The sequence below is a fragment of the Vogesella amnigena genome, assembly GCF_042648905.1.
Lineage (GTDB): Bacteria > Pseudomonadota > Gammaproteobacteria > Burkholderiales > Chromobacteriaceae > Vogesella > Vogesella amnigena.
Window position 1 is genome coordinate 51,098 of record NZ_JBHRYH010000044.1, and the last position, 20,249, is coordinate 71,346.

Consider the following 20,249-nt stretch of genomic DNA (forward strand, 5'->3'; position numbering starts at 1 on the left):
ATGGAGTAGGGTGGAAGCCCCGCAGGAGCGTTCCGCCATGTTTCTTTGATTCAGCGCGCCAGCATGCGCCGCAGCGGCGCGGCCTGCAGCAGCGCGGTAATGATGCCGATACCCGCGCACAGCCACCACAGCATGGCGCCGCCAAACTGGCCGTAGGCCCAGGTGCCCACGGCAGGGGCATACAGCGCCCGCCCGCTCCAGGCCGCGTTGTAGATACCCAGGTAGCGGCCGCGCTGGCGGCCCTCCGAACGCAGCATCACGATGCTGCTCCAGGTGGGCGACATCAGCAGTTCGCCAAGCGTCAGCAGCACCATCGCCAGCACCGCCCACAGTGTACCATGACCGGCATTGAGCAAAAGAAAGCTGCTGCCCATGCACAGCACCGCCAGTTGCGAGCAACGAGCCAGCCCCCAGCGGCCAACCCGCTGCGCCACCCACACCTGCAGCCCCACCACCATCAGCCCGTTGAGGGTGAACAGATAGCCCAGCCACTGCGGCCCCAGCCCGTAATGCTGGCGCAGGAACAGCCCCAGCGTGCCGTACATCTGGTCGAACACCGCAACGATCAGCAGCAGGCCGAGCATGAACTGCAAAAAGGCGCCATCGCGCCACGGCGAGCCATGGCCGGCCGGTGCCTGCGCGGCGTGCGGCGCCGGCCGTGCCGGCAGGTCGAAACCGTAGCGGCGGTAGGCCCACAGCATCCAGCCGCAGGCCAGCATGCTGCATACCCCTTGCGCGATGAATACCCACTGGTAGCCATAGGGCGCCAGCAGGCCGCCGGTGATGCCGGCCAGCGAGGCGCCCAGGTTGAAGGCCACCCGGTACAGCCCTTGCGCGGTCGGGCGCTTGTCTGGTGCGCATGGCTCCAGGATCAGCCGCATATTGCCGGGGCGGAAACCGCCGTCGGCCAGGCCGGTCAGAAGCAGCAGCGGTACAAACGCCCACACCGGCAGCGGCAATGCCAGGCTGCAGGTGAGCAGACCGCTGGCCAGCAGCAGGCTTGCGGCCAACTTGCGGGCATCCAGTCGGTCGGACAGCGCACCGCCGGCATAGGCGCCGACGAAGCAGCCCAGGCCATAGCAGCTCATCAATAGGCCGATGCTGCTGTAGGGCAGCTGGTAGCGCTCCAGGAAATACAGCGGCAGAAACAGCTTGGCGATGCCGCCCATGGTATTCATCAGGGTGGCAACGACTTGTACGTAGACGGTGGGAGGCAGGCTGCGAAACGGGCTCAGCATGCGACGCCCAAGGGTAAGGGCGAGGGTGGTGGGCATGGGATTTCCTTGTGGGAAGCTGCTCCTGCAGTGGTGCCGGTCACAAGGGTAAGCTGTCTGGCATGTCAAAAGAAGGCCGCTGACGGAACGCTGCGTTTTGCCGGCAAAACAGCGCCGTCGCCGGCGCTGGCGACTCAGTTGCGGCGCAGCAGCGGCTGCAGCGTGGGCAGCACATTGGCCACCATGCGCGGCTGCGCGCCGGCCAGCGGGTGGATGCCGTCATTCTGGAATTGCGCCAGGTCGCTTTCAAAACCTGCCACCAGCAGCGGCACCAGCGGGATTTTCTGCTCGTGTGCCACATTGCGGTATACCTGCTGGAACTTGCTGCCGTATTCCGGGCCATAATTCGGCGGCAGGGCCATACCGATAAGCAGCACACGGGCGCGGGCCTGTTTTGCCAGCTGTACCATGCGGCCAAGATTGCGCTGCATCTCGGGCAGCGGCAGCCCGCGCAGGCCGTCATTGCCGCCCAGTTCCAGCAGCACGATGTCCGGTTTGTGCTGCTGCAGCACGGTAGGCAGGCGGGCCAGACCGCCGGCGGTGGTTTCGCCGGACAGGCTGGCGTTGATCACGCGGTGCTGCGTGCCCAGCTGGCGTTGCAGCAGGCTCACCCAGCCTTGCGCCGGGTTGATGCCGTAGGCGGCGGAAATGCTGTCGCCAAATACCATGATGGTGGCGGCTTGCGCTGCGGGGATGCACAGCAGACAGGCCAGCGCTGCCGGCAACAGCCGGCGCAAGATGGCGGACCAGGACATGAATCGACCACAACAAGCAGACAACATGAGCACTCCTTCGCAACAAGACGCCATTCTCAGTGCACGCCACGTGGCGCGGCAAGTGGATTACCACGGCCAGACCCTGCACATTCTGCAGGATGTCTCGCTGGCGGTGGCCGTCGGGCAGAGCGTGGCCATCGTCGGCGCTTCCGGCAGCGGAAAATCCACCCTGCTGGCGATTCTGGCCGGTCTGGATGGCGCAAGTTCCGGCGAGGTGACGCTGGCGGGGCAGGCGATGTCGCAGCTGGACGAGGACGGCCGTGCGCTGCTGCGCCGCGAGCATGTCGGTTTCGTGTTCCAGAACTTCCAGCTGTTGCCGCAGCTTACCGCGCTGGAGAACGTGATGCTGCCGCTGGAGCTGGCCGGGCGCCGCGATGCGCGCGAGGCGGCAAGCGCCATGCTGCAGCGGGTGGGGCTGGGCGCGCGGCTGGTGCATTACCCGCGCCATTTGTCCGGCGGCGAGCAGCAGCGGGTGGCGCTGGCGCGTGCCTTCGTGATGCGGCCAACGGTGCTGTTCGCCGATGAACCCACCGGCAACCTCGACCCGACCACCGGGCGCCAGATCGTGGCGCTGATGTTCGAACTGAATGCCGAGGCCGGCACCGCGCTGGTGCTGGTAACCCACGATGGCGAGCTGGCTTCGCGCTGCGACGCCATCTACCGGCTGCATGATGGTTGCCTGCAGCGGAGCGAAGCATGAGGCGCCAGGATCTGGAGCTGTCGCTACGCATGGGGCTGCGCCTGTTGTGGCGCGAGCTGCGTGCCGGCGAGCTGACGGTGTTGCTGTTCGCGCTGCTGGTGGCCGTGGCGGCGATGAGCAGCGTTGCGCTGTTTTCCGACCGCATCGACAGCGCGCTGACGCGGCAGGCCAGCCAGCTGCTGGCCGCCGACCTGGTGGTGAACAGCCGCAGCGTACCGCCGGAGGCCTGGCAGCAGCAGGCTGCGGCCAACACGCTGCGCAGCGCGCGCAGTGCCAGTTTTCCTTCCATGGTATTTGCCCGCGAACAGGCCACGCTGGTGAACCTGAAAGCGGTCAGCGATGGCTATCCGCTGCGTGGCGCGGTACAGCTGCGCAACCGCGACGGCATGCGCGAGGGGGCATTGCGCCCGGCGCCGGGCGAAGTGTGGGCCGATGCGCGGCTGCTGCAGAAGCTTGGCTTGCAGCTGGGCGACGAGCTGCGCATCGGGCAGCGCAGCTTCCGACTGACGGCAGAGGTGCTGCGCGAGCCGGATGGTGCGGTGGACCTGTACAACTTCGTACCGCGCGTGCTGCTGAACCTGGCGGATCTGCCGGCCACCGGCCTGGTGCAGGAAGGCAGCCGCATCCGCTACCGGCTGTACCTGGCCGGCGAGCCGGCGCAGGTGCAGGCCATGCGCGGCTGGCTGGCGCCACGCTTGCCGGCTGGCAGCCGGCTGGAGGATATCGAGGAGGCACGGCCGGAGGTGCGCTCCGCGCTGGAGCGGGCGCGGCGTTTCCTCGGCCTGTCGGCGGTGCTGTCGGTCACCCTGGCCGCAGCTGCGGTGGCGCTGGCGGTGCGCCGCTACCTGAACCGCCACTGGCAGAGCGTGGCCATGCTGCGCGCCTTCGGTCAGACCGGGGCCGAGGTGGCCACAGTGTGGGGCAGCCTGCTGCTGTGGCTCGCGCTGCTGGGCGGGGTGCTGGGTACGCTGGCCGGTTTTGGCGTGCAGGCGGGGCTGATCCACCTGGCGCGGCAATGGCTGGGCGAGGGCTTGCCGCCACCTGGCCTGCTGGCCTGGTTGTCCGGGCCGCTGTCGGCGCTGATCCTGCTGGCCGGCTTTGCCTTGCCGCCCTTGTTGGCATTGCGCCGTGTGCCGGCGCTGGCGGTGCTGCGTGCCGATCTGCCGCAGTCCGGCTATTCGCTGCTGGCGCCGTTGCTGGCCCTGGTCGCCTTGCTGGGCCTGGCTGCCTGGCAGGTAGGCGATGCCACGCTGGCGGTGTGGCTGCTTGGGGGGCTGTTCGGCTTCCTGGCGGTAGTGGCGTTGCTGTCATGGGTGCTGGTGTGGCTGCTGGGGCGCTACGCCAGCGGTAGCCAGAGCGGCTGGCGCCATGGCCTCACCAATCTGGCCCGCCGTCCACTGCTGGCGGTGCTGCAAGTGGCGGCGCTGGCGGTGAGCCTGATGGCGCTGCTGACGCTGACCGTGGTGCGCGATGACCTGATCGGCGCCTGGCAGCGTTCGCTGCCGCCGGACGCGCCGGATACCTTCCTGATCAATCTGCAGGCGCCGCAGCGGCAGGCATTGGCCGATTTGTTCCAGCAGCGCGGCGCCACGCCGCCGCAGGTGTTGCCGATGACGCGCGCACGTTTGCTCAGCATCAACAACCGTGCCGTCAAGGGCGAGGATTATGCCGATGACCGGGCGCGACGGCTGGTAGAGCGCGAGTTCAACCTGTCGTGGCGTGACGAGCTGGGGCGCAGCAACAGCGTGGTGGCCGGACAGTGGTGGCAGCCAGGCAGTGCCGCGCCGCAGTTCTCGGTGGAGCAGGGGCTGGCCGAGACGCTGGGCATCCGCCTGGGCGATACGCTGGCGTTCGATATTGCCGGCACGCGCTACCAGGCACGGGTAAGCAGCCTGCGCAAGGTGGCGTGGGACAGCTTCCAGCCCAATTTCTTCGTGCTGGGGCCGTCGTCCTGGCTGGGTGGGCAGACTGCCAGCTACATTGCCAGCTACCGCGCACCGGATGCCGGCTTCAACAACCGGCTGGTAGCGGCGCTGCCGAACGTGACGGTAATCGATATCAGCGTCATCGTGCGCGAGGTGAAAGCCGTGATCGACCGGCTGGCGCTGGCGGTGGAAGCCATGTTCGTGCTGACGCTGCTGGCCGGCATCCTGGTGCTGTGGGCGGCGCTGACCACCACTCGCGACGAGCGGCTGGCCGATGCCGCGCTGCTGCGGGCGCTGGGCGCATCGCGGCGTCAGCTGCGCAGCGTGCTGCTGGCCGAACTGGGGGCGCTGGGTGCGCTGTCCGGCCTGTTGGCCGGTATCGGCGCCATGGCAGTGGGCGGTATGCTGGCGGTCAAGCTGTTCGATCTGCCGCTGGCACTGAACTGGCAGCTACCGGCGCTGGGGCTGGCGGCCGGCGCGCTGCTGGTGATCGTGGCTGCCTGGCCGCTGTTGCGGGTGATTGCCCGCACGTCACCGCTGGAAGTGCTGCGGGGTAATGCATAGGAGCCTGCATGGATGAGATGGTAAGAGCCGCCATGGCCAAATGGCCGAATGTGCCGGCGGTATACGGCTGGCTGCGGCTGGATGCGCGCGGGCAATGGTGGCTGCGCGAGGAGCGGCTGACGCAGCCGGCGATCACCGATTTTTTCCGTCGCAACTATGCCCGTGACGGCGAAGGGCGCTTCTATGTGCAGAACGGGCCGCAGAAGGTGTACGTCACGCTGGAGGTGGCGCCGTTCATCGCCCGCCGCCAGCCGCAGGGCTGGCAGCTGATGCCGGATCTGGATGCCGAGCGCCCGCGGCTGGCCTATCTGGATGCCGAAGGCAGCCTGTATATCGAGATCGGCGGCGAGGCGGCGCTTGTGGATGATCGTGACCTGCTGGCGCTGGTCGAGTGCATCGTGACGCCTGACGGCGAACAGCCGGATGACTCGGCCTGGCAGGCCTGGCAACGTGGCGAGTTACGACTGCATCTCGACCTGCCGGAAGGGAGTCTGCGTCTGAAACCGTTGCCGGAAGGCGGCGTGGCCGGCAGCTACGGCGTAGTGCTGCAGCCGGCACCGTGAGCCGCGCGGGGAACGGCATGCTGCGTGGTATCATTCCCGCCATTCCCTGCACCGCACACCCTGCCGGGTGACCGGTGCGTCACGTTGCTCAGCATCGCAAACCAGACATGATTCGAAACCTACTTCGCGTACTGGCCCTGTTGGCCACACTGGCAGCCGTGTGGCTGGCCTGGGTCATCGTGGTACCGGTCAACCCGCCTGGCCAGCCGTACACGGTGACCGTCGGCCCCAATCGCACCATGATGCAGCTGGCGCGCACCCTGGAAAACGATGGCGCCATCCGCAACCGCTGGGTGCTGGTGGCCCTGTCGCGGATGATGGGCGTGGACCGCCGCCTCAAGCCCGGCATGTACCAGTTCGGCAGCGCCACCGCCATGTGGCAGTACCTGTCGCGCTTTGGCGATGGCCACCCGGACCAGAGCAGCGTCACCATCATCGAAGGCTGGAATTTCCGCCAGTTCCGCAACGCGCTGCGCAAGGAAAGCGATCTGCGCCAGGATACTTCCGGCTGGAGCGAGCAGCGCCTGCTGGCCGAGCTGGGCATCAGCGCCACGGCAGCGGAAGGCTTGTTCTTCCCCAGCACCTATTTCTACACGCCGGGCAGCAGTGATCTGGAGGTGTACCGCCGGGCCTACCAGTCCATGCAGCAGCAACTGCAGACCGTGTGGGAGGCGCGCCGCACCGACCTGCCCTATACCTCGCCCTATGAGCTGCTGATCATGGCCAGCCTGATCGAGAAAGAAACCGCGCACGAGGAAGATCGCGGCATGGTGGCCAGCGTGTTCGTCAACCGCCTGCGGGTGGGCATGCGGCTGCAGACCGACCCGTCGGTGATCTACGGCATGGGCGAGCGCTATCGCGGCAATATCGGCAAGGCCGACCTGCGTCGCGATTCGCCGTACAACACCTACACCCGTGCCGGCCTGACGCCGACCCCCATCGCCCTGCCTGGCAGGGCATCGCTGGATGCCGCGGCCAACCCCACGCCGAGCCGCGCGCTGTACTTTGTCGCCAAGGGCGACGGCAGCGGGCAGTCGCAGTTTTCCGAGACCCTGGACGAGCACAATGCCGCCGTCCGGGAATACATCCTGAAGAAAGGCCAATGATGTCCCACGCACGCTTCATCACCCTGGAAGGTCTGGATGGCGCCGGCAAGAGCACCCATCTCACCTTTATCCGCCAGTGGCTGCAGCAGCAGGACATCGAGGCCGTGTTCACCCGCGAGCCGGGCGGCACGCCGCTGGGCGAGAAACTGCGCGAGATTCTGCTGGATATCGATACCGAGGCCACGCTGGATACCGAAACCCTGCTGATGTTCGCCAGCCGGCAGGAGTTGATCTCCACCGTGATCCGCCCGCAGCTGGCCGCCGGCCACTGGGTGGTGAGCGACCGCTTTACCGACGCCACCTTCGCCTACCAGGGCGGCGGACGCGGCGTGCCGGCCGAACGCATCGCGGTGCTGGAGCACTGGGTGCAGCAGGGCTTGCAGCCGGATCTCACCATCCTGCTGGACGTGCCGCTGGAAGTGGCGCGCGAGCGCATGTCCGGCACTCGCCTGCCGGATCGCTTCGAGCAGGAGCGCGAGGATTTTCACCAGCGCGTGCGGCAGATGTACCTGGCACGGGCGCAGGCCAATCCGCAACGCTTCCTGGTGCTGGACGCCAACCAGCCGCTGGAGGCGCTGCAGCAGCGCATCGCCGCGGCGCTGGCCGCGCTGAAGGCGGCCTGATGCGCTTCCCCTGGCAATATGCCGACTGGCAACGGTTGGCCGCGGACTTTGCGCGCCTGCCCAATGCCTGGCTGTTCACCGGCCCATCCGGTATCGGCAAGAGCGAGTTTGCTGCCGAGGTCGCCAAGGCGCTGCTGTGCGAAAACCGCCAGCCGGATCACCACGCTTGCGGCCAGTGCCAGGCCTGTCACTGGTTCGATACCGGCAACCACCCGGATTACCGTCACCTGGCGCCGGAAGTGGAGGACGAGGACGACGAGGGCAAGGAAGGCAAGGCCGCTCGCCGCAAGCTGCCGGTAATCAAGATCGACGGCGTGCGCGAGGTGATCGAATTCGCCCACCTGTCGTCGCATCGCGGCGGTCTGCGCGTGGTAGTGGTGGAGCCGGCGGAAAGCCTCAACCCGGCTGCGGCCAACGCCTTGCTGAAAGTGCTGGAAGAACCACCGGCCGACGTGGTGTTCCTGCTGGTGGCCGATGCACCGCAACGGCTGCTGCCCACCATCAAGAGCCGCTGCCGGCAGTTCCCGCTCACTGCGCCGGCCGCAGACGTGGCGCTGGCCTGGCTGCAGCAGCAGGGCATGGACAACGCCGCCAGTGAGCTGGCCTTCCATGGCGGCATGCCGGTATTTGTACATGATGCCGAGCTGGCCGCGGTGCGCGACGATTTCATTTCCAGCCTGACCCAGCTGGGCATGGGCAGCGTGCTCAGTGCCATGGAAAAGCTGGATCGCCACAAGCTGCCGCTGGCGGTGCCCTTATCCTGGCTGGGCAAGTGGCTGCATGACCTGGCCAGTTTGAAGCTGGCCGGGCAGGTTCGCTATTATCCGGACAGGCAGCCAGCGCTGGAGCGCCTGTTGCCGCGGCTGGACCTGGCGCAATTGATGCATTGCCAGCGCGAACTCAACCTGCTGCTGCCATTCGGGCAGCACACCCTGGTGACCCGTCTACAACTGGAGGCCCTGCTGATGCACTACCTGAAAGTGTTCAGCGGTAAAAACTGATGACCGATACCACTCCCGCCCGTAACGAGCCGGCTGAAGGCAAAGCCGAAGGCGCCCGCCCCGGCGTGCTGTCGCTGGCCATCAAGGAACGCAGCGCACTGTATGCCGCCTATATGCCGTTTCTGAGCTGCGGCGGCATCTTTGTGCCCACCGCCCGCAGCTACAGCCTGGGCGACGAGGTATTCCTGCTGCTGACGCTGCTAGATGACCCGCAGAAGGTGGCGGTGCAGGGCAAGGTGGTGTGGATCACCCCGGCTGCGGGCAATACCAACCGCAGCCAGGGGGTGGGCATCGAGTTTGCCGATAGCGATGCCGGCAAACATGCCCGCGACCGCATCGAAACCCTGCTGGCCGGCGCCATCAACTCCACGCGGCCAACGCATACCATGTAGTGGTGCCGATTGCATTTTCTGTTTTCACACTATCCATATTGTGTAAAATCCAATGTCATTTTTTATACACGATCTGGGCAGTAAGAAAGGGAAAGCATGAAGGTATTGGCAGGTAGCCTGCTATTGGCGATGGCAACAACCGTGTGTGCCAACGAAGTGCAGATTGATTTCGGTTATTTTGATTCCCCCAAGGACCAAGGTGAAAAATTCGTGGCAACTCTGCCGGCCAAGCTGGCGCTCAGCGGATTCTCCCTGGCCGGCAAGCGGATAGATCTGGGGGGGCAATGGCGTGTGGCCCAGAGCGGTTATGATCTGGAAGCCGTCAGGGATGGGGCGTTAAGCAGTCGCAGCGCTGCGACAGGGTACATGCTGCTGGAGAGGGAAGTTGCAGATCATGCACTGGAGCTGCTGTTTGTGAGCATGAGCCTTAGCTCACGCTATCAAGACGAAATCTTGTCGCGCTCGCCTGCATATTGTCAGCGGGATGCCCGTTATGCCTTCCAGGATATCCAGTCGGATACCACGCGCAGGGTTTCTTGCGTCGCGATTGTGCAGAGTCAGCTGCCAGAGGCGGTGCCTGCCGCTGCTGCAAACAAAGCGACCGGCCTGGCCCAATTTGTCCGCGACAACGCGATATATGCCCCTGGCAGTGAAATCTACGAGCAGGAAATGTTTCTGTCGCGCAATTCCAACCATTTCTACGTTTACCGTGCCAAGCCGGTGCTCGGCGATGGTATCGAGCCGTTCAAGCGTGAAGTGCTGCAGCTGCGCGATAATGTGCAGCAGAACTTTTTCTGATGACCTGTCATCTCTAGTTGCGGTTCACAACTGCTTGACCTTCTTCTACAATTTCGCGGGCAAACGTTGCGGCCAACTGTTGGCCGCAATTTTTTTGGAAGATGCATCATGCTGGTTGACTCCCACTGCCACATCAATTTCCCTGACCTCGCCGCGCGCATGCCGGAAGTGCTGGCCAATATGGCCGCCAACGGCGTGAGCCACGCCATGGTGATCGGGGTGAGCAAGCCCAAGTACCCGGAGGTACTGGCGCTGGCCGAGGCGCACGCCAACCTGTTCGCCACTGTGGGCATCCACCCGGATGATCCGGATGCCGAGGAGTTCAGCGAGGACGAGCTAGTAGCGCATGCCGCCCACCCCAAGGTGGTGGGCATCGGCGAGACCGGGCTGGATTACCACTGGTGCCAGGGCGATCTGGCCTGGCAGCACGAGCGCTTCGCGGTGCATATCCGCGCCGCGCGCCGTACCGGCCTGCCGCTGGTGATTCACACCCGCTCCTCCGCGCAGGATACAGTGCGCTTGATGCGCGAACATGGCGCCGACGCGGTGGGCGGGGTGATGCACTGCTTTACCGAAAGCTGGGACATTGCACGCCTGGCGCTGGACCTCGGCTTCTACATTTCGCTGTCCGGTATTGTTACCTTCAAGAACGCCGCGGTGGTGAAGGAAGTGGCGCAGAAAGTGCCGCTGGACCGCCTGCTGGTGGAAACCGATTCGCCGTATCTGGCGCCGGTGCCGTACCGTGGCAAGACCAACGAGCCGGCCTATGTGAAGCATGTGGCCGAGCATGTGGCCGAGCTGCGTGGCATGGCGTTTGAAACGTTGGCCGCAGCCACCAGCGACAACTATTTCCGCCTGTTTGCCAAGGCGCAGCGCCAGCCGGCATAGGGAGGCCGTAATGACATCGGTGCAGTGGACGGTATTGGGCTGCGGCTCCAGCAGCGGCACGCCGGCCATCGGTTGCAGCTGCGCTACCTGCAGCTCGGCCGATGTGCGTAATGTGCGCACCCGTTGTTCCGCCTATGTGCGCATCGGCGCCCAGGGGGTGCTGATCGATACCTCACCCGACTTGCGCCAGCAGGCATTGCGCGAGGGTATTACCCAGGTGGATGCGGTGCTTTACAGCCATCCGCATGCCGATCACCTCAACGGCATCGACGACCTGCGCGCCTTCTGCTATGTGAAGCGCGGGCCGATCACGCTGTACGGTAACGACTTCACGCTGGACAATATCCGTCGCCGCTTCGACTACGCGCTGGCGCCGCCGTCGCCGGTGTGGGACAAGCCAGTGCTGGTGACCGAGACGGTGAGTGCGTCGTTCCGCATCGGCGGGGTGACGGTAACGCCGATTCCGCTGCGCCACGGCGCCTGGCCCTGCCTGGGCTGGCGCATCGGCAATACTGCCTGGCTTACCGATGTATCGGAGATTCCGGACAGCAGCATCGCGCTGCTGCAGGGCTTGGATACGCTGTTCCTGGATTGCCTGCGGCCGGAGCCGTACCCGTCGCACCTGCACCTGGAAGCCTCGCTGAGCTGGGCGCAAAGGTTGGCCGCACGCCAGACCTGGCTGATTCACATGACGCACCAGCTGGAATATCACGCGCTTATGGCGCAGTGCCCGCCTGGTGTCGCCGTTGCTTATGATGGCCTGCAATTGCCGGCTACTGACCTGGAAGACTGATGGAAATCCTGTTGATTGTGCTTACCTGCGTGGTTGGGCTGGTGTTCGCCATTGCGGTGGCAATGTTTTACCTCGGCTGCCTGGGGGCCACCCTGGCGGCGTTCAATAACGGCCGCATCGTGTGGGGCAGTTTGTCGTTTTTCCTGCCGCCGCTGGCGCTGCTGTACGGCATCCGCAACAAGCAGCAAGTTGGCTGGAGCTATGGCTTCATGGTCAAGGGCGGGGCAGTGGTGGCAATACTGGCATTGCTGGCCTGGGGCGGCATGCACTTGCTGCCGGCACCGGCCAACGGCGGCGGTCAGCTGATGGAGCGTCTGCTGCCACAGCCGGCACCGCAGTAAGCCGCGGGCTCGCAGCTGCTCAGCCTTGCTGCAGCGCCTCGCGAGCCGCCGCCACCAGTGCGGCGGAGAGTTGCTCCAGCCGAGGGGCTTGTACCTTCCAGCTGTGCCAGTACAGCATCACATCCACCGGGTGCTGCGGCAGCAGATCCAGCAGACCTTCGTGGCCGCCATGTGCGGCCACTTGTACTTCCGGCAGCATGCCCCAGCCCAGCCCCAGTCGCACTGCCTGCAGGTAGGGGTCGGAGGCCGGCAGGTAGTGGCAGGGGCAGGCGGACTGTGACAGGCCGAAATGCTGCTGCAGCCAGTTGTCCTGCAGCTTGTCCTTGCGGTTGTAGATCATCACCGGCGCCTGGCGCAGCGCATCGCGTGTCACGCCAGCGGCAAAGTGGCGCTGCATGAATGCCGGCGATGCCATGGCGCGGTAGCGCATCACTCCCAGCTTCACCGTGCTGCAACCGCGCATGGCTTGTGCCTCGGTGGATACGCAGCCCACCGCCAGCCCGGCCTGCAGCAGGTTGTAGGTATGGTCCTGATCGTCCACCGTCAGCTCCAGCAAAATGCCTTTGCTGATCAGGAATGGCGCCAGTGCCGGCAGGAACCAGCTGGCCACACTGTCGGCATTCAGCGCCAGCGGCACGCTGAGCAGGGTATTGGCATCGTCGCGAAAGCTGGCTGCCAGGTCAGCCTCCAGCAGGGCGGCGCGTTGCAGATGCTGCAACAGCAGCTGGCCTTCCCGTGTCGGGCGGCAGGGGCGGCTGCGTACCAGCAGCGGCTTGCCCAGGCTTTCTTCCAGCGCGCGAATGCGCTGCGACAGCGCTGACGGCGTCACATGCAGCTGGCGGGCGGCGGCTTCCAGGCTGCCGCTGGCAATGGCGGCCTGAAAGGCCTCGCTCTGGCGCGGGTCGAGTTTCATGCTTGCGGCCAACCTTACATTAAGAAATTTTAATGATACGGCAGAAAAATTAATCTTGCTTTGTATGGCGGCGGGCTTGCGGCAAGCTGCAGGCAACGAGATACAAAAGGAGCAGGCAGATGACAAGCGTGGCATTTCTCAAGGGGCTGGGGCTGGGAGCCAGCCTGATCATGGCCATCGGTTCGCAGAACGCACACGTGCTGCGCATGGGGCTGCTGCGTCAGCATGTCGGCGCCACGGTGCTGGTGTGCATCGTGTGCGACATGCTGCTGATCGCAGCTGGCGTGGCCGGCATGGGGGTGCTGATCCAGCACAGCCCGCTGCTGCTGGAGCTGGCCCGCTGGGGCGGGGCGGCGTTCCTGTTCTGGTATGGATTGCGCGCCTGGCGCGCGGTGCTGGGCAATGACAGCCTGGCGGTGGCCGCCGGGCAGGCGCAGATTCCCTTGCGCCAGGCGCTGCTCACCGTATTGGCGATGACACTGCTCAACCCGCACGTCTACCTGGATACCGTGGTGCTGCTGGGTTCCATCGGTGGCCAGCAGCCGGCAGACAGCAGGCTGTGGTTCGCGCTGGGTGCCTGCTGCGCCTCGGCGTTGTGGTTCCTGTCGCTGGGCTATGGTGCCCGCCTGCTGGCGCCGCTGTTTGCCAAGCCGCTGTCCTGGCGCGTGCTGGATGGCGTGGTGGGCTCGGTGATGTGGAGCCTGGCGGCGGTGCTGGCGCTGTCCGGCAGTTAGTTGCCGTGTTGCCAGTGGCGCAGCTCTTCGGCGATGAAATACTCCACCAGCTGGCGATACAGTGCCTCGATCACATCGGCGGATAGCCCGGCCTGCGTGGCCCAGTCGCGGCGCTGGGCCAGCATCTGCTGCAGGCGTTGCGGTGCGCGCACCGCGTCGGCATCGCGCTTGAAGGCGGCGGCTGCTTTCACGTAGTCGAAGCGTTCGCCCAGCAGGCGGATTACCTGCTGGTCGATGTCGTCGATTCCGGAGCGGATGTCCAGCAGTGACTGGCAGTCGGCTGCCGGCAGGCGCCCGCTCATGTCGGCTGGCCCTGCAGTAGCCGCAGTCGCTGCTGGCGCTCGCTTTCCACGAAATGGCTGACGATGGTGCGATAGACCTTGGCGGTCAGCGCGGCATCGGCGCCCAACTCGCCGGACAGACGGCTGACGCGGCGCATCACCTGGTCGATGCGCTTACCGTCCTCTTCCGGCTCGGCACCTTCCTTGAAACCGGCCGCCTGCTGCACATACAGGCCGCGCTCGGCGATCAGGCTGACAATGGCGCGATCCAGGCGATCGATCTGTTCGCGCACTTCGTTCAGATTACGGCAGTCGTAGATCCATTCCATGCTGTGCTCCCGGTGTGCTTACGGCCAACCCTGGCCGGTGGTTGTTTGGCGCGGTTGCTGGTGTCTAGTAGTAGTTCAGGCCCATGGCATGTTTCACTTCCGCCAGCGTGGTGGCGGCCACATCGCGTGCCTGGCGGGTGCCGTGCTTGAGCATTTCCATTACCTGAGCCGGGTCCTTGGCGTATTCCTCGCGGCGGGCGCGGATCGGTGCCAGCAGTGCCTGCAGGCGTTCTTCCAGCTGTTTCTTGATCACGCTGTCGCCCAGGCCGCCGTGGCGGTAACGGGCCTTGAGGTCTGCCACCAGCGCACTGTCCGGCTCGAACACGTCCAGGTAGGCGAACACCACATTGCCTTCCACCTGGCCCGGGTCTTCCACGCGCAGGTGATTGGGGTCGGTGTACATCATCTTCACCGCGTGGCTGATCTCGTCGGCGCTGGCCGACAGCGGCAGCGCGTTGCCAAGCGACTTGGACATCTTGGCCTTGCCATCGATGCCCGGCAGGCGGGCGCCGGCGGCCGGCACCACCGCGCGCGACTCCACCAGCACCTCGCGGCCAACGCTGTGGTTGAAGCGGCGAACGATCTCGTTGGTCTGCTCGATCATCGGGATCTGGTCTTCGCCCACCGGCACGATGCTGGCCTTGAAGGCGGTGATGTCGGCTGCCTGCGCCGCCGGGTAGGTGAGGAAGCCGGCCGGGATGTCGCGTTCGTAGCCGCGCTGCTTGATCTCGTCCTTGATGGTGGGGTTGCGTTCCAGCCGCGACACGGTCACCAGGTTCAGGTAGTAGGACGCCAGCTCCATCAGCTCCGGCACCAGGCTCTGGATGAAGATGGTGCTCTTGGCCGGGTCGATGCCCACTGCCAGGTAGTCCAGTGCCACCTGAAGCACGTTGTCGCGCACTTTCAGATAGTTGCCCATGTTGTCGGTGAGTGCCTGGGCGTCGGCGAGCAGCAGAAACTGCTGGCAGCGATCCTGCAGGATCACGCGGTTGCGCAGCGAGCCTACGTAATGACCAAGGTGCAGCGGGCCGGTGGTGCGGTCGCCGGTGAGGATGATGTCGCTACTGCTGATGTTTGCGAGGCTGTCCATGCTGATCTCCGTTGTCTGGGAGACCGACTAGGCGCTAGGGGAGGGGACTGCTGGAAAAAATCAACCCGGGGCGCCTTTTCGGCTGCTCCCGGGTTTGCTTGTGCGTACGCAACCTGGGTGCCGCCGTCAGTGGCGCCACCAGGTAAAAAAGAAGGAGGAAGTTGCGTAGCAGGGTTTCATGCTTTTCATCTCAACACGCTTTATCGCATTGCGTCAAGCAGCAATTTCGATAGTTGGGTCTGGTTAGAAGCGGCGCACCAGATGGGCATTGTGCATGATGGTGGAGGCAATCTCCTCGATCGACATATGCGTGGTGCTGATGAACGGCACGCCATGGTGGCGGAACATCGACTCGGCTTCGTTCACCTCGCGGCGGCAGTTGTCCATACTGGCATAGCGCGAATCCGGGCGGCGCTCGGAGCGGATGTGATGCAGGCGCGACGGGTCGATGGTGAGGCCGAACATCTTCTGCTTGAACGGCAGCAGCATCTTGGGCAGCGTCGGGCTGTCCAGGTCTTCCGGCGTCAGCGGGTAGTTGGCCGCCTTGATGCCGTACTGCAGTGCCAGGTACAGGCAGGTAGGCGTCTTGCCGGAGCGGGATACGCCAACCAGGATCACGTCGGCTTCGTCCAGATCCTTCAGCTTCACGCCGTCATCGTGGTTGAGCGAGAAGTTCACCGCCTCGATGCGGTGGTCGTACTTCTCTTCATCATCCATGCCGTGCGCCTTGCCCACCGACATGGTGGCCTTTTCGCCCAGCTCGGCCTCCAGCTCGCCGATGAAGGTCTGGAAAAAGTCGATTACCAGTGCGGTCTTCACCGTCAGCGCGGCGCGTACATCCGCCTTGATGATGCTGGTGAACACCAGTGGCTTGCGATGATCGTTGGCCGCAATCTCGTCGATGCGCTGCGCCAGCTCCTGCGCTTTTTCCACCGTGTCGATGAACGGTTCGGTTTCGCGGTTGAACTCTTCGGTATCGAACTGGGTGAGCAAGGTGTTGCCGAGCGATTCGGCGGTAATGCCGGTGCGATCAGAAACAAAGAATACAGAGCGGCGGTTTGGCATGCTGTTGTCCTGCTGGGTCTTGGGGTTGTGCACTACAGTCTGTGCGTAATTGCCGCATGCGACAAGATGCAGTGCCGCCATGTGACGCCGATGTTGCCATTTCATGTAGTCGTTAAATTACATTTTTCCTTGCCCAACAATGAGATAGGATCGTGGACGGGAGTCAGGTCCGCGTTCCGGCAAGGGAAAACCCCTCGTTGTGCATTGCAAAAGTTGCTACGCAAACAAGGAGTTGTTCGGCTAGAATGCGGGCTTCCCTATCGTCCAATCCAACACAGGAAGTGAAGTGATGGCAGAGAACTACGTCATCTGGTTCGAGAAGCTGCGCATGACCGATGTCGAAAGCGTAGGCGGTAAAAACGCCTCGCTCGGCGAAATGATCAGCCAGCTTGCAAATTCCGGCGTGCGAGTGCCGGGGGGCTTTGCGACTACCGCAGACGCCTACCGCGATTTTCTTCGACACAACGGGCTTGCCGACCGGATTAACGACGCCCTAGGCAAACTGGATGTCGATGATGTGACGGAGCTGGCCAAGGTCGGCAAGCAAATCCGTCAGTGGATCATCGATACACCATTCCCGGAAAAGCTTGAAAATGACGTCAAGCAAGCTTGGGACAAAATGGTGGCCGATGCCGGCGGCGCCGATATTTCCGTAGCAGTTCGCTCCTCTGCCACCGCAGAAGACCTCCCTGATGCCTCGTTCGCGGGCCAACAAGAAACCTTCCTGAATATCCGTGGCCTTGAAAACGTCAAAGACGCCATCAAGCACGTGTTCGCTTCCCTGTATAACGATCGCGCCATCTCCTACCGCGTACACAAGGGCTTTGCCCATGACGTGGTAGCACTGTCCGCGGGTATCCAGCGCATGGTGCGCTCCGATACCGGTGCAGCCGGCGTGATGTTCACCATCGACACCGAATCCGGTTTCGAGGACGTGGTATTCGTTACCGCTTCCTACGGCCTGGGTGAGACCGTGGTGCAGGGTGCCGTGAATCCGGACGAATTCTATGTGCACAAGCCGACCCTGCAGGCAGGGCGCCCGGCTATCCTGCGCAAGACCATGGGTTCCAAGCTGATCAAGATGGAGTTCACCGACGCGTCGCAAGCCGGCCGTTCGGTACGCACCGTCGATGTCGCCCCGGAGCTCAGCAAGCAGTTCTCGATCACCGACGCCGAAGTGGCCGAACTGGCCCAATACGCGCTGATCATCGAAAAACACTACGCCCGCCCGATGGATATCGAGTGGGGCCGTGACGGTGAAGACGGCAAGCTGTACATCCTGCAGGCTCGTCCGGAAACCGTGAAGTCGCAGGAAAACCGCAAGGACACCCTGCGCCGCTACCGCCTGAACAGCAAGTCCACCGTGCTGTGCGAAGGCCGTGCCATTGGTCAGAAGATCGGCCAGGGTGTGGTTCGCACCATCAAGGACGCCTCCGAAATGGATCGCGTGCTGCCGGGCGATGTGCTGGTTACCGACATGACCGACCCGGATTGGGAACCGGTAATGAAGCGTGCCGCTGCCATCGTTACCAACCGTGGCGGCCGTACCTGCCACGCAGCGATTATCGCGCGTGAACTGGGTATTCCGGCGGTAGTAGGTTGTGGCGATGCCACCGCCGTGCTGAAGGAAGGCATGCAGGTCACCGTATCCTGCGCCGAAGGCGACACCGGCAACATCTACGACGGCCTGCTGGACGTGGAAATCATCGACCTGGAACTGGACAAGATGCCCAAGTCCCCGGTCAAGATCATGATGAACGTGGGTAACCCGGAACTGGCTTTCGACTTCGCGCAGCTGCCGAACGAAGGCGTGGGCCTGGCACGCATGGAATTCGTGATCAACCGCCAGATCGGTATCCACCCGAAAGCGCTGCTGGAGTTCGACCGCCTGCCGGCCGACCTGAAAGCCACCATCAGCGACCGCATCGCCGGTTACGCCAGCCCGGTTGACTTCTACGTCGACAAGATCGCCGAGGGCGTATCCACCTTGGCCGCAGCCTTCACCCCGAAAAAGGTCATCGTACGCATGTCCGACTTCAAGTCGAACGAGTACGCCAACCTGATCGGTGGCCAACTGTACGAGCCGCACGAAGAGAACCCGATGATCGGTTTCCGTGGTGCCGCCCGCTACGTGGCCGACAGCTTCCGCGATTGCTTCGAGCTGGAATGCCGCGCCATCAAGAAAGTGCGCGACGTAATGGGCCTCACCAACGTGGAAGTGATGATCCCGTTCGTGCGTACCCTGGCCGAAGCCGAGAAAGTCATCGAGATCCTGGCCGCCAACGGCCTGAAGCGCGGCGAAAACGGCCTGCGCCTGATCATGATGTGCGAACTGCCGACCAACGCGGTACTGGCCGAGAAGTTCCTGCAGTTCTTTGACGGCTTCTCCATCGGTTCCAACGACATGACCCAGCTCACCCTGGGCGTGGATCGTGACTCCGGGGGCCCGATTGCCGCCACCTTCGACGAGCGCAACGAAGCCGTGAAGGCCATGCTGCATATGGCTATCCAGGCTTGCCGCAAGCTCGACAAGTACGTGGGCATCTGTGGTCAGGGTCCGTCCGATCATCCGGACTTCGCCAAGTGGCTGGTAGAGGAAGGTATCGAAACCATCTCCCTCAACCCGGACACCGTGGTGGAAACCTGGCTGTACCTGGCCAAGGAACTGAACGTCTAAGGTTGGCCGCAAGGTAGCCTCCACGCCCGACAGCGCAGCGGTGTCACACCGTTGCCCGCCTGTCGGGCGTTTTTCATGGCTATTTTCATGTAGTCATGCACCAACATCCCGCAGCCCAAAAGTGCAGTGGTAAACTGCCGTCAACCGAATTTATCAATGCCTTGCGATACGAGGACCAGCATGAGCCGTATCTCCCTTTCCCGTTTCCTGATTGAAGAGCAGCGCCAGCACGGTGCCCTGCCGCCGGATCTGCGTCTGCTGATCGAAACCGTGGCCCGCGCCTGCAAGGCGATTGCCCATTCCGTCAACAAGGGCGCGCTGGCCGGCGTGCTTGGCGAAGCCGGCACCGGCAACGTACAGGGCGAAGCCCAGAAGAAGCTGGACGTGATCGCCAACGACATCCTGCTGGAAGCCAACGAGTGGGGTGGTAACCTCGGTGCCATGGCATCCGAAGAAATGGAACTGCCGCACTCCATTCCCGATCACATGCCGCGTGGCCGTTACCTGCTGATGTTCGATCCGCTGGATGGCTCCTCCAACATTGACGTCAACATCTCTGTTGGCACCATCTTCTCGGTGCTGGAAGCGCCGGAAGGCAATACCCAGCCCACCGAGCAGGACTTCCTGCAGCCGGGCAGCCGCCAGGTAGCCGCCGGTTACGCGGTGTATGGCCCGCAGAACATGCTGGTGCTCACCTTCGGGCAGGGCGTATATGGCTTCACGCTGGATCGCGAGCTGGGTTCCTGGGTGCTGACCAACCCGCGCATGCAGGTGCCGGAAACCACCAAGGAATTCGCCATCAATATGTCCAATATGCGTCACTGGGAGCCGCCGGTGCGTCGCTACATCGACGAGATGCTGGCCGGTAGCGAAGGCCCGCTGGGCAAGGACTACAACATGCGCTGGGTAGCCTCCATGGTGGCCGAAGTGCATCGCATCCTGGTACGTGGTGGTGTATTCATGTACCCGAAAGACGCGCGCGATCCGTCCAAGCCGGGCAAGCTGCGCCTGATGTACGAAGGCAACCCGATGGCCTTCATCGTCGAGCAGGCTGGTGGTGTGGCAACCAACGGTCATCAGCGTATCCTGGACATCCAGCCGACCGGCCTGCACGAGCGTGTGGCGGTATTCCTGGGTTCGCGCGAAGAAGTTGAACGCGTGACCGGCTACCACAAAGCCTGATTGCAATGGCTTTTTCGACAAAAGCTTGGCTGCGGCCAAGCTTTTTTACTTTTCAGCTGCCTTGCAGATCAAGCACTTGTCGAATTCGTTGGTCTTTTCGCGCAATTCGCTGTTGACGCAGTTCGGGCTGATGGGTATAGTTCGCCTCCTCTGCTGACGACGACACGAAACGAAGTCAGCCCGCTCTTTAACAAACCAAATAACCGATAGGTGTAAGTGCCTGGCAAGCCAGAC

Annotated in this window: 21 protein-coding genes; 14 read left to right on the forward strand and 7 right to left on the reverse strand. The window is 63.8% G+C overall.

Annotated features, from left to right (window positions below; all coding sequences use genetic code 11):
• Positions 1-50: 50 nt before the first annotated feature.
• Entirely contained in the window at positions 51-1,274 is a 1,224-nt protein-coding gene (locus ACFOKJ_RS14215; protein ID WP_390280745.1) for an MFS transporter, read from the reverse strand.
• 134 nt (positions 1,275-1,408) lie between these two features.
• Positions 1,409-2,029, reverse strand: coding sequence for an arylesterase (locus tag ACFOKJ_RS14220; RefSeq protein ID WP_390280747.1), 621 nt, complete (start codon positions 2,027-2,029; stop codon positions 1,409-1,411).
• Between the two features lie 25 nt (positions 2,030-2,054).
• Here ACFOKJ_RS14220 and ACFOKJ_RS14225 point away from each other — a divergent pair, with 25 nt between their 5' ends.
• From ACFOKJ_RS14225 to ACFOKJ_RS14275, 11 genes are all read left to right on the forward strand, one after another.
• Positions 2,055-2,750: an ABC transporter ATP-binding protein gene (locus tag ACFOKJ_RS14225; RefSeq protein WP_390280749.1), complete on the forward strand. Its 696-nt coding sequence runs from the start codon at positions 2,055-2,057 to the stop codon at positions 2,748-2,750.
• The gene (locus ACFOKJ_RS14230; protein ID WP_390280751.1) at positions 2,747-5,239 is read left to right on the forward strand and encodes an ABC transporter permease; all 2,493 of its coding nucleotides are present in this window, start codon (positions 2,747-2,749) and stop codon (positions 5,237-5,239) included. The genes ACFOKJ_RS14225 and ACFOKJ_RS14230 overlap by 4 nt, the downstream gene beginning before the upstream one ends.
• 8 nt (positions 5,240-5,247) lie before the next feature.
• Entirely contained in the window at positions 5,248-5,802 is a 555-nt protein-coding gene (locus ACFOKJ_RS14235) for a DUF2946 family protein (protein ID WP_390280753.1), read from the forward strand.
• A 107-nt stretch (positions 5,803-5,909) separates the two neighbouring features.
• Positions 5,910-6,908: an endolytic transglycosylase MltG gene (gene mltG / locus ACFOKJ_RS14240; RefSeq protein ID WP_390280755.1), complete on the forward strand. Its 999-nt coding sequence runs from the start codon at positions 5,910-5,912 to the stop codon at positions 6,906-6,908.
• A complete protein-coding gene (gene tmk, locus ACFOKJ_RS14245) occupies positions 6,908-7,531 on the forward strand; it encodes a dTMP kinase (RefSeq protein WP_390280784.1) in 624 nt (207 codons plus the stop codon). The genes mltG and tmk overlap by 1 nt, the downstream gene beginning before the upstream one ends.
• Positions 7,531-8,532 (forward strand): DNA polymerase III subunit delta', encoded by a 1,002-nt coding sequence (holB, locus tag ACFOKJ_RS14250; RefSeq protein ID WP_390280757.1) that lies wholly within the window; start codon positions 7,531-7,533, stop codon positions 8,530-8,532. Before tmk ends, holB begins: the two co-directional genes overlap by 1 nt.
• Positions 8,532-8,924 carry a PilZ domain-containing protein gene (locus tag ACFOKJ_RS14255; protein ID WP_390280759.1) on the forward strand — a complete coding sequence of 131 codons (393 nt, stop codon included), beginning with the start codon at positions 8,532-8,534 and terminating at the stop codon, positions 8,922-8,924. The genes holB and ACFOKJ_RS14255 overlap by 1 nt, the downstream gene beginning before the upstream one ends.
• Positions 8,925-9,020: 96 nt before the next feature.
• Positions 9,021-9,722, forward strand: coding sequence for a hypothetical protein (locus ACFOKJ_RS14260; RefSeq protein WP_390280761.1), 702 nt, complete (start codon positions 9,021-9,023; stop codon positions 9,720-9,722).
• Positions 9,723-9,830: 108 nt separating this feature from the next.
• The gene (locus ACFOKJ_RS14265; RefSeq protein WP_390280763.1) at positions 9,831-10,610 is read left to right on the forward strand and encodes a TatD family hydrolase; all 780 of its coding nucleotides are present in this window, start codon (positions 9,831-9,833) and stop codon (positions 10,608-10,610) included.
• A 10-nt stretch (positions 10,611-10,620) separates the two neighbouring features.
• Complete coding sequence (locus tag ACFOKJ_RS14270; protein WP_390280765.1) at positions 10,621-11,403, forward strand: MBL fold metallo-hydrolase; 783 nt, start codon at positions 10,621-10,623, stop codon at positions 11,401-11,403.
• Positions 11,403-11,744, forward strand: coding sequence for a hypothetical protein (locus tag ACFOKJ_RS14275; protein ID WP_390280767.1), 342 nt, complete (start codon positions 11,403-11,405; stop codon positions 11,742-11,744). The genes ACFOKJ_RS14270 and ACFOKJ_RS14275 overlap by 1 nt, the downstream gene beginning before the upstream one ends.
• 19 nt (positions 11,745-11,763) lie before the next feature.
• On the opposite strand, the gene ACFOKJ_RS14280 is transcribed toward ACFOKJ_RS14275, so the two are convergent.
• The gene (locus tag ACFOKJ_RS14280; protein WP_390280769.1) at positions 11,764-12,657 is read right to left on the reverse strand and encodes a LysR family transcriptional regulator ArgP; all 894 of its coding nucleotides are present in this window, start codon (positions 12,655-12,657) and stop codon (positions 11,764-11,766) included.
• Between the two features lie 119 nt (positions 12,658-12,776).
• Here ACFOKJ_RS14280 and ACFOKJ_RS14285 point away from each other — a divergent pair, with 119 nt between their 5' ends.
• Positions 12,777-13,391 (forward strand): LysE/ArgO family amino acid transporter, encoded by a 615-nt coding sequence (locus ACFOKJ_RS14285; RefSeq protein ID WP_390280771.1) that lies wholly within the window; start codon positions 12,777-12,779, stop codon positions 13,389-13,391.
• Here ACFOKJ_RS14285 and ACFOKJ_RS14290 read toward each other — a convergent pair.
• The 4 genes from ACFOKJ_RS14290 to ppsR all read right to left on the reverse strand — a co-directional run bounded on the left by ACFOKJ_RS14290 (position 13,388) and on the right by ppsR (position 16,156).
• Positions 13,388-13,693, reverse strand: a complete 306-nt coding sequence (locus tag ACFOKJ_RS14290; RefSeq protein ID WP_390280772.1) for an isochorismate lyase — start codon at positions 13,691-13,693, stop codon at positions 13,388-13,390. The two genes, ACFOKJ_RS14285 and ACFOKJ_RS14290, sit on opposite strands and share 4 nt — an antisense overlap.
• The gene (locus tag ACFOKJ_RS14295) at positions 13,690-14,001 is read right to left on the reverse strand and encodes a chorismate mutase (protein ID WP_390280774.1); all 312 of its coding nucleotides are present in this window, start codon (positions 13,999-14,001) and stop codon (positions 13,690-13,692) included. Before ACFOKJ_RS14295 ends, ACFOKJ_RS14290 begins: the two co-directional genes overlap by 4 nt.
• 64 nt (positions 14,002-14,065) lie before the next feature.
• Entirely contained in the window at positions 14,066-15,091 is a 1,026-nt protein-coding gene (gene trpS / locus ACFOKJ_RS14300; RefSeq protein WP_390280776.1) for a tryptophan--tRNA ligase, read from the reverse strand.
• Positions 15,092-15,334: 243 nt separating this feature from the next.
• Positions 15,335-16,156 (reverse strand): posphoenolpyruvate synthetase regulatory kinase/phosphorylase PpsR, encoded by an 822-nt coding sequence (ppsR, locus tag ACFOKJ_RS14305; RefSeq protein ID WP_390280778.1) that lies wholly within the window; start codon positions 16,154-16,156, stop codon positions 15,335-15,337.
• Positions 16,157-16,445: 289 nt separating this feature from the next.
• Between ppsR and ppsA the strand changes: the two genes are divergently transcribed.
• Together ppsA and ACFOKJ_RS14315 are read left to right on the forward strand one after the other, a co-directional pair.
• Entirely contained in the window at positions 16,446-18,833 is a 2,388-nt protein-coding gene (gene ppsA / locus ACFOKJ_RS14310) for a phosphoenolpyruvate synthase (RefSeq protein WP_390280780.1), read from the forward strand.
• A gap of 180 nt (positions 18,834-19,013) precedes the next feature.
• Positions 19,014-20,015, forward strand: a complete 1,002-nt coding sequence (locus ACFOKJ_RS14315) for a class 1 fructose-bisphosphatase (RefSeq protein ID WP_390280782.1) — start codon at positions 19,014-19,016, stop codon at positions 20,013-20,015.
• The last annotated feature ends 234 nt before the right edge of the window (positions 20,016-20,249 follow it).

What these genes read in the sequence shown, in the direction of transcription:
- ACFOKJ_RS14285 (WP_390280771.1), top strand. Translation starts at nt 12,777, where the DNA reads ATGACAAGCGTGGCATTTCTCAAGGGGCTGGGGCTGGGAGCCAGCCTG.
- trpS (WP_390280776.1), bottom strand. Translation starts at nt 15,091, where the DNA reads ATGGACAGCCTCGCAAACATCAGCAGTAGCGACATCATCCTCACCGGC.
- ACFOKJ_RS14295 (WP_390280774.1), bottom strand. Translation starts at nt 14,001, where the DNA reads ATGGAATGGATCTACGACTGCCGTAATCTGAACGAAGTGCGCGAACAG.
- ppsA (WP_390280780.1), top strand. Translation starts at nt 16,446, where the DNA reads ATGGCAGAGAACTACGTCATCTGGTTCGAGAAGCTGCGCATGACCGAT.
- holB (WP_390280757.1), top strand. Translation starts at nt 7,531, where the DNA reads ATGCGCTTCCCCTGGCAATATGCCGACTGGCAACGGTTGGCCGCGGAC.
- ppsR (WP_390280778.1), bottom strand. Translation starts at nt 16,156, where the DNA reads ATGCCAAACCGCCGCTCTGTATTCTTTGTTTCTGATCGCACCGGCATT.
- ACFOKJ_RS14315 (WP_390280782.1), top strand. Translation starts at nt 19,014, where the DNA reads ATGAGCCGTATCTCCCTTTCCCGTTTCCTGATTGAAGAGCAGCGCCAG.
- mltG (WP_390280755.1), top strand. Translation starts at nt 5,910, where the DNA reads ATGATTCGAAACCTACTTCGCGTACTGGCCCTGTTGGCCACACTGGCA.
- ACFOKJ_RS14255 (WP_390280759.1), top strand. Translation starts at nt 8,532, where the DNA reads ATGACCGATACCACTCCCGCCCGTAACGAGCCGGCTGAAGGCAAAGCC.
- ACFOKJ_RS14230 (WP_390280751.1), top strand. Translation starts at nt 2,747, where the DNA reads ATGAGGCGCCAGGATCTGGAGCTGTCGCTACGCATGGGGCTGCGCCTG.
- ACFOKJ_RS14270 (WP_390280765.1), top strand. Translation starts at nt 10,621, where the DNA reads ATGACATCGGTGCAGTGGACGGTATTGGGCTGCGGCTCCAGCAGCGGC.
- ACFOKJ_RS14260 (WP_390280761.1), top strand. Translation starts at nt 9,021, where the DNA reads ATGAAGGTATTGGCAGGTAGCCTGCTATTGGCGATGGCAACAACCGTG.
- ACFOKJ_RS14275 (WP_390280767.1), top strand. Translation starts at nt 11,403, where the DNA reads ATGGAAATCCTGTTGATTGTGCTTACCTGCGTGGTTGGGCTGGTGTTC.
- ACFOKJ_RS14220 (WP_390280747.1), bottom strand. Translation starts at nt 2,029, where the DNA reads ATGTCCTGGTCCGCCATCTTGCGCCGGCTGTTGCCGGCAGCGCTGGCC.
- ACFOKJ_RS14280 (WP_390280769.1), bottom strand. Translation starts at nt 12,657, where the DNA reads ATGAAACTCGACCCGCGCCAGAGCGAGGCCTTTCAGGCCGCCATTGCC.
- ACFOKJ_RS14225 (WP_390280749.1), top strand. Translation starts at nt 2,055, where the DNA reads ATGAGCACTCCTTCGCAACAAGACGCCATTCTCAGTGCACGCCACGTG.
- ACFOKJ_RS14235 (WP_390280753.1), top strand. Translation starts at nt 5,248, where the DNA reads ATGGATGAGATGGTAAGAGCCGCCATGGCCAAATGGCCGAATGTGCCG.
- ACFOKJ_RS14265 (WP_390280763.1), top strand. Translation starts at nt 9,831, where the DNA reads ATGCTGGTTGACTCCCACTGCCACATCAATTTCCCTGACCTCGCCGCG.
- ACFOKJ_RS14215 (WP_390280745.1), bottom strand. Translation starts at nt 1,274, where the DNA reads ATGCCCACCACCCTCGCCCTTACCCTTGGGCGTCGCATGCTGAGCCCG.
- ACFOKJ_RS14290 (WP_390280772.1), bottom strand. Translation starts at nt 13,693, where the DNA reads ATGAGCGGGCGCCTGCCGGCAGCCGACTGCCAGTCACTGCTGGACATC.
- tmk (WP_390280784.1), top strand. Translation starts at nt 6,908, where the DNA reads ATGTCCCACGCACGCTTCATCACCCTGGAAGGTCTGGATGGCGCCGGC.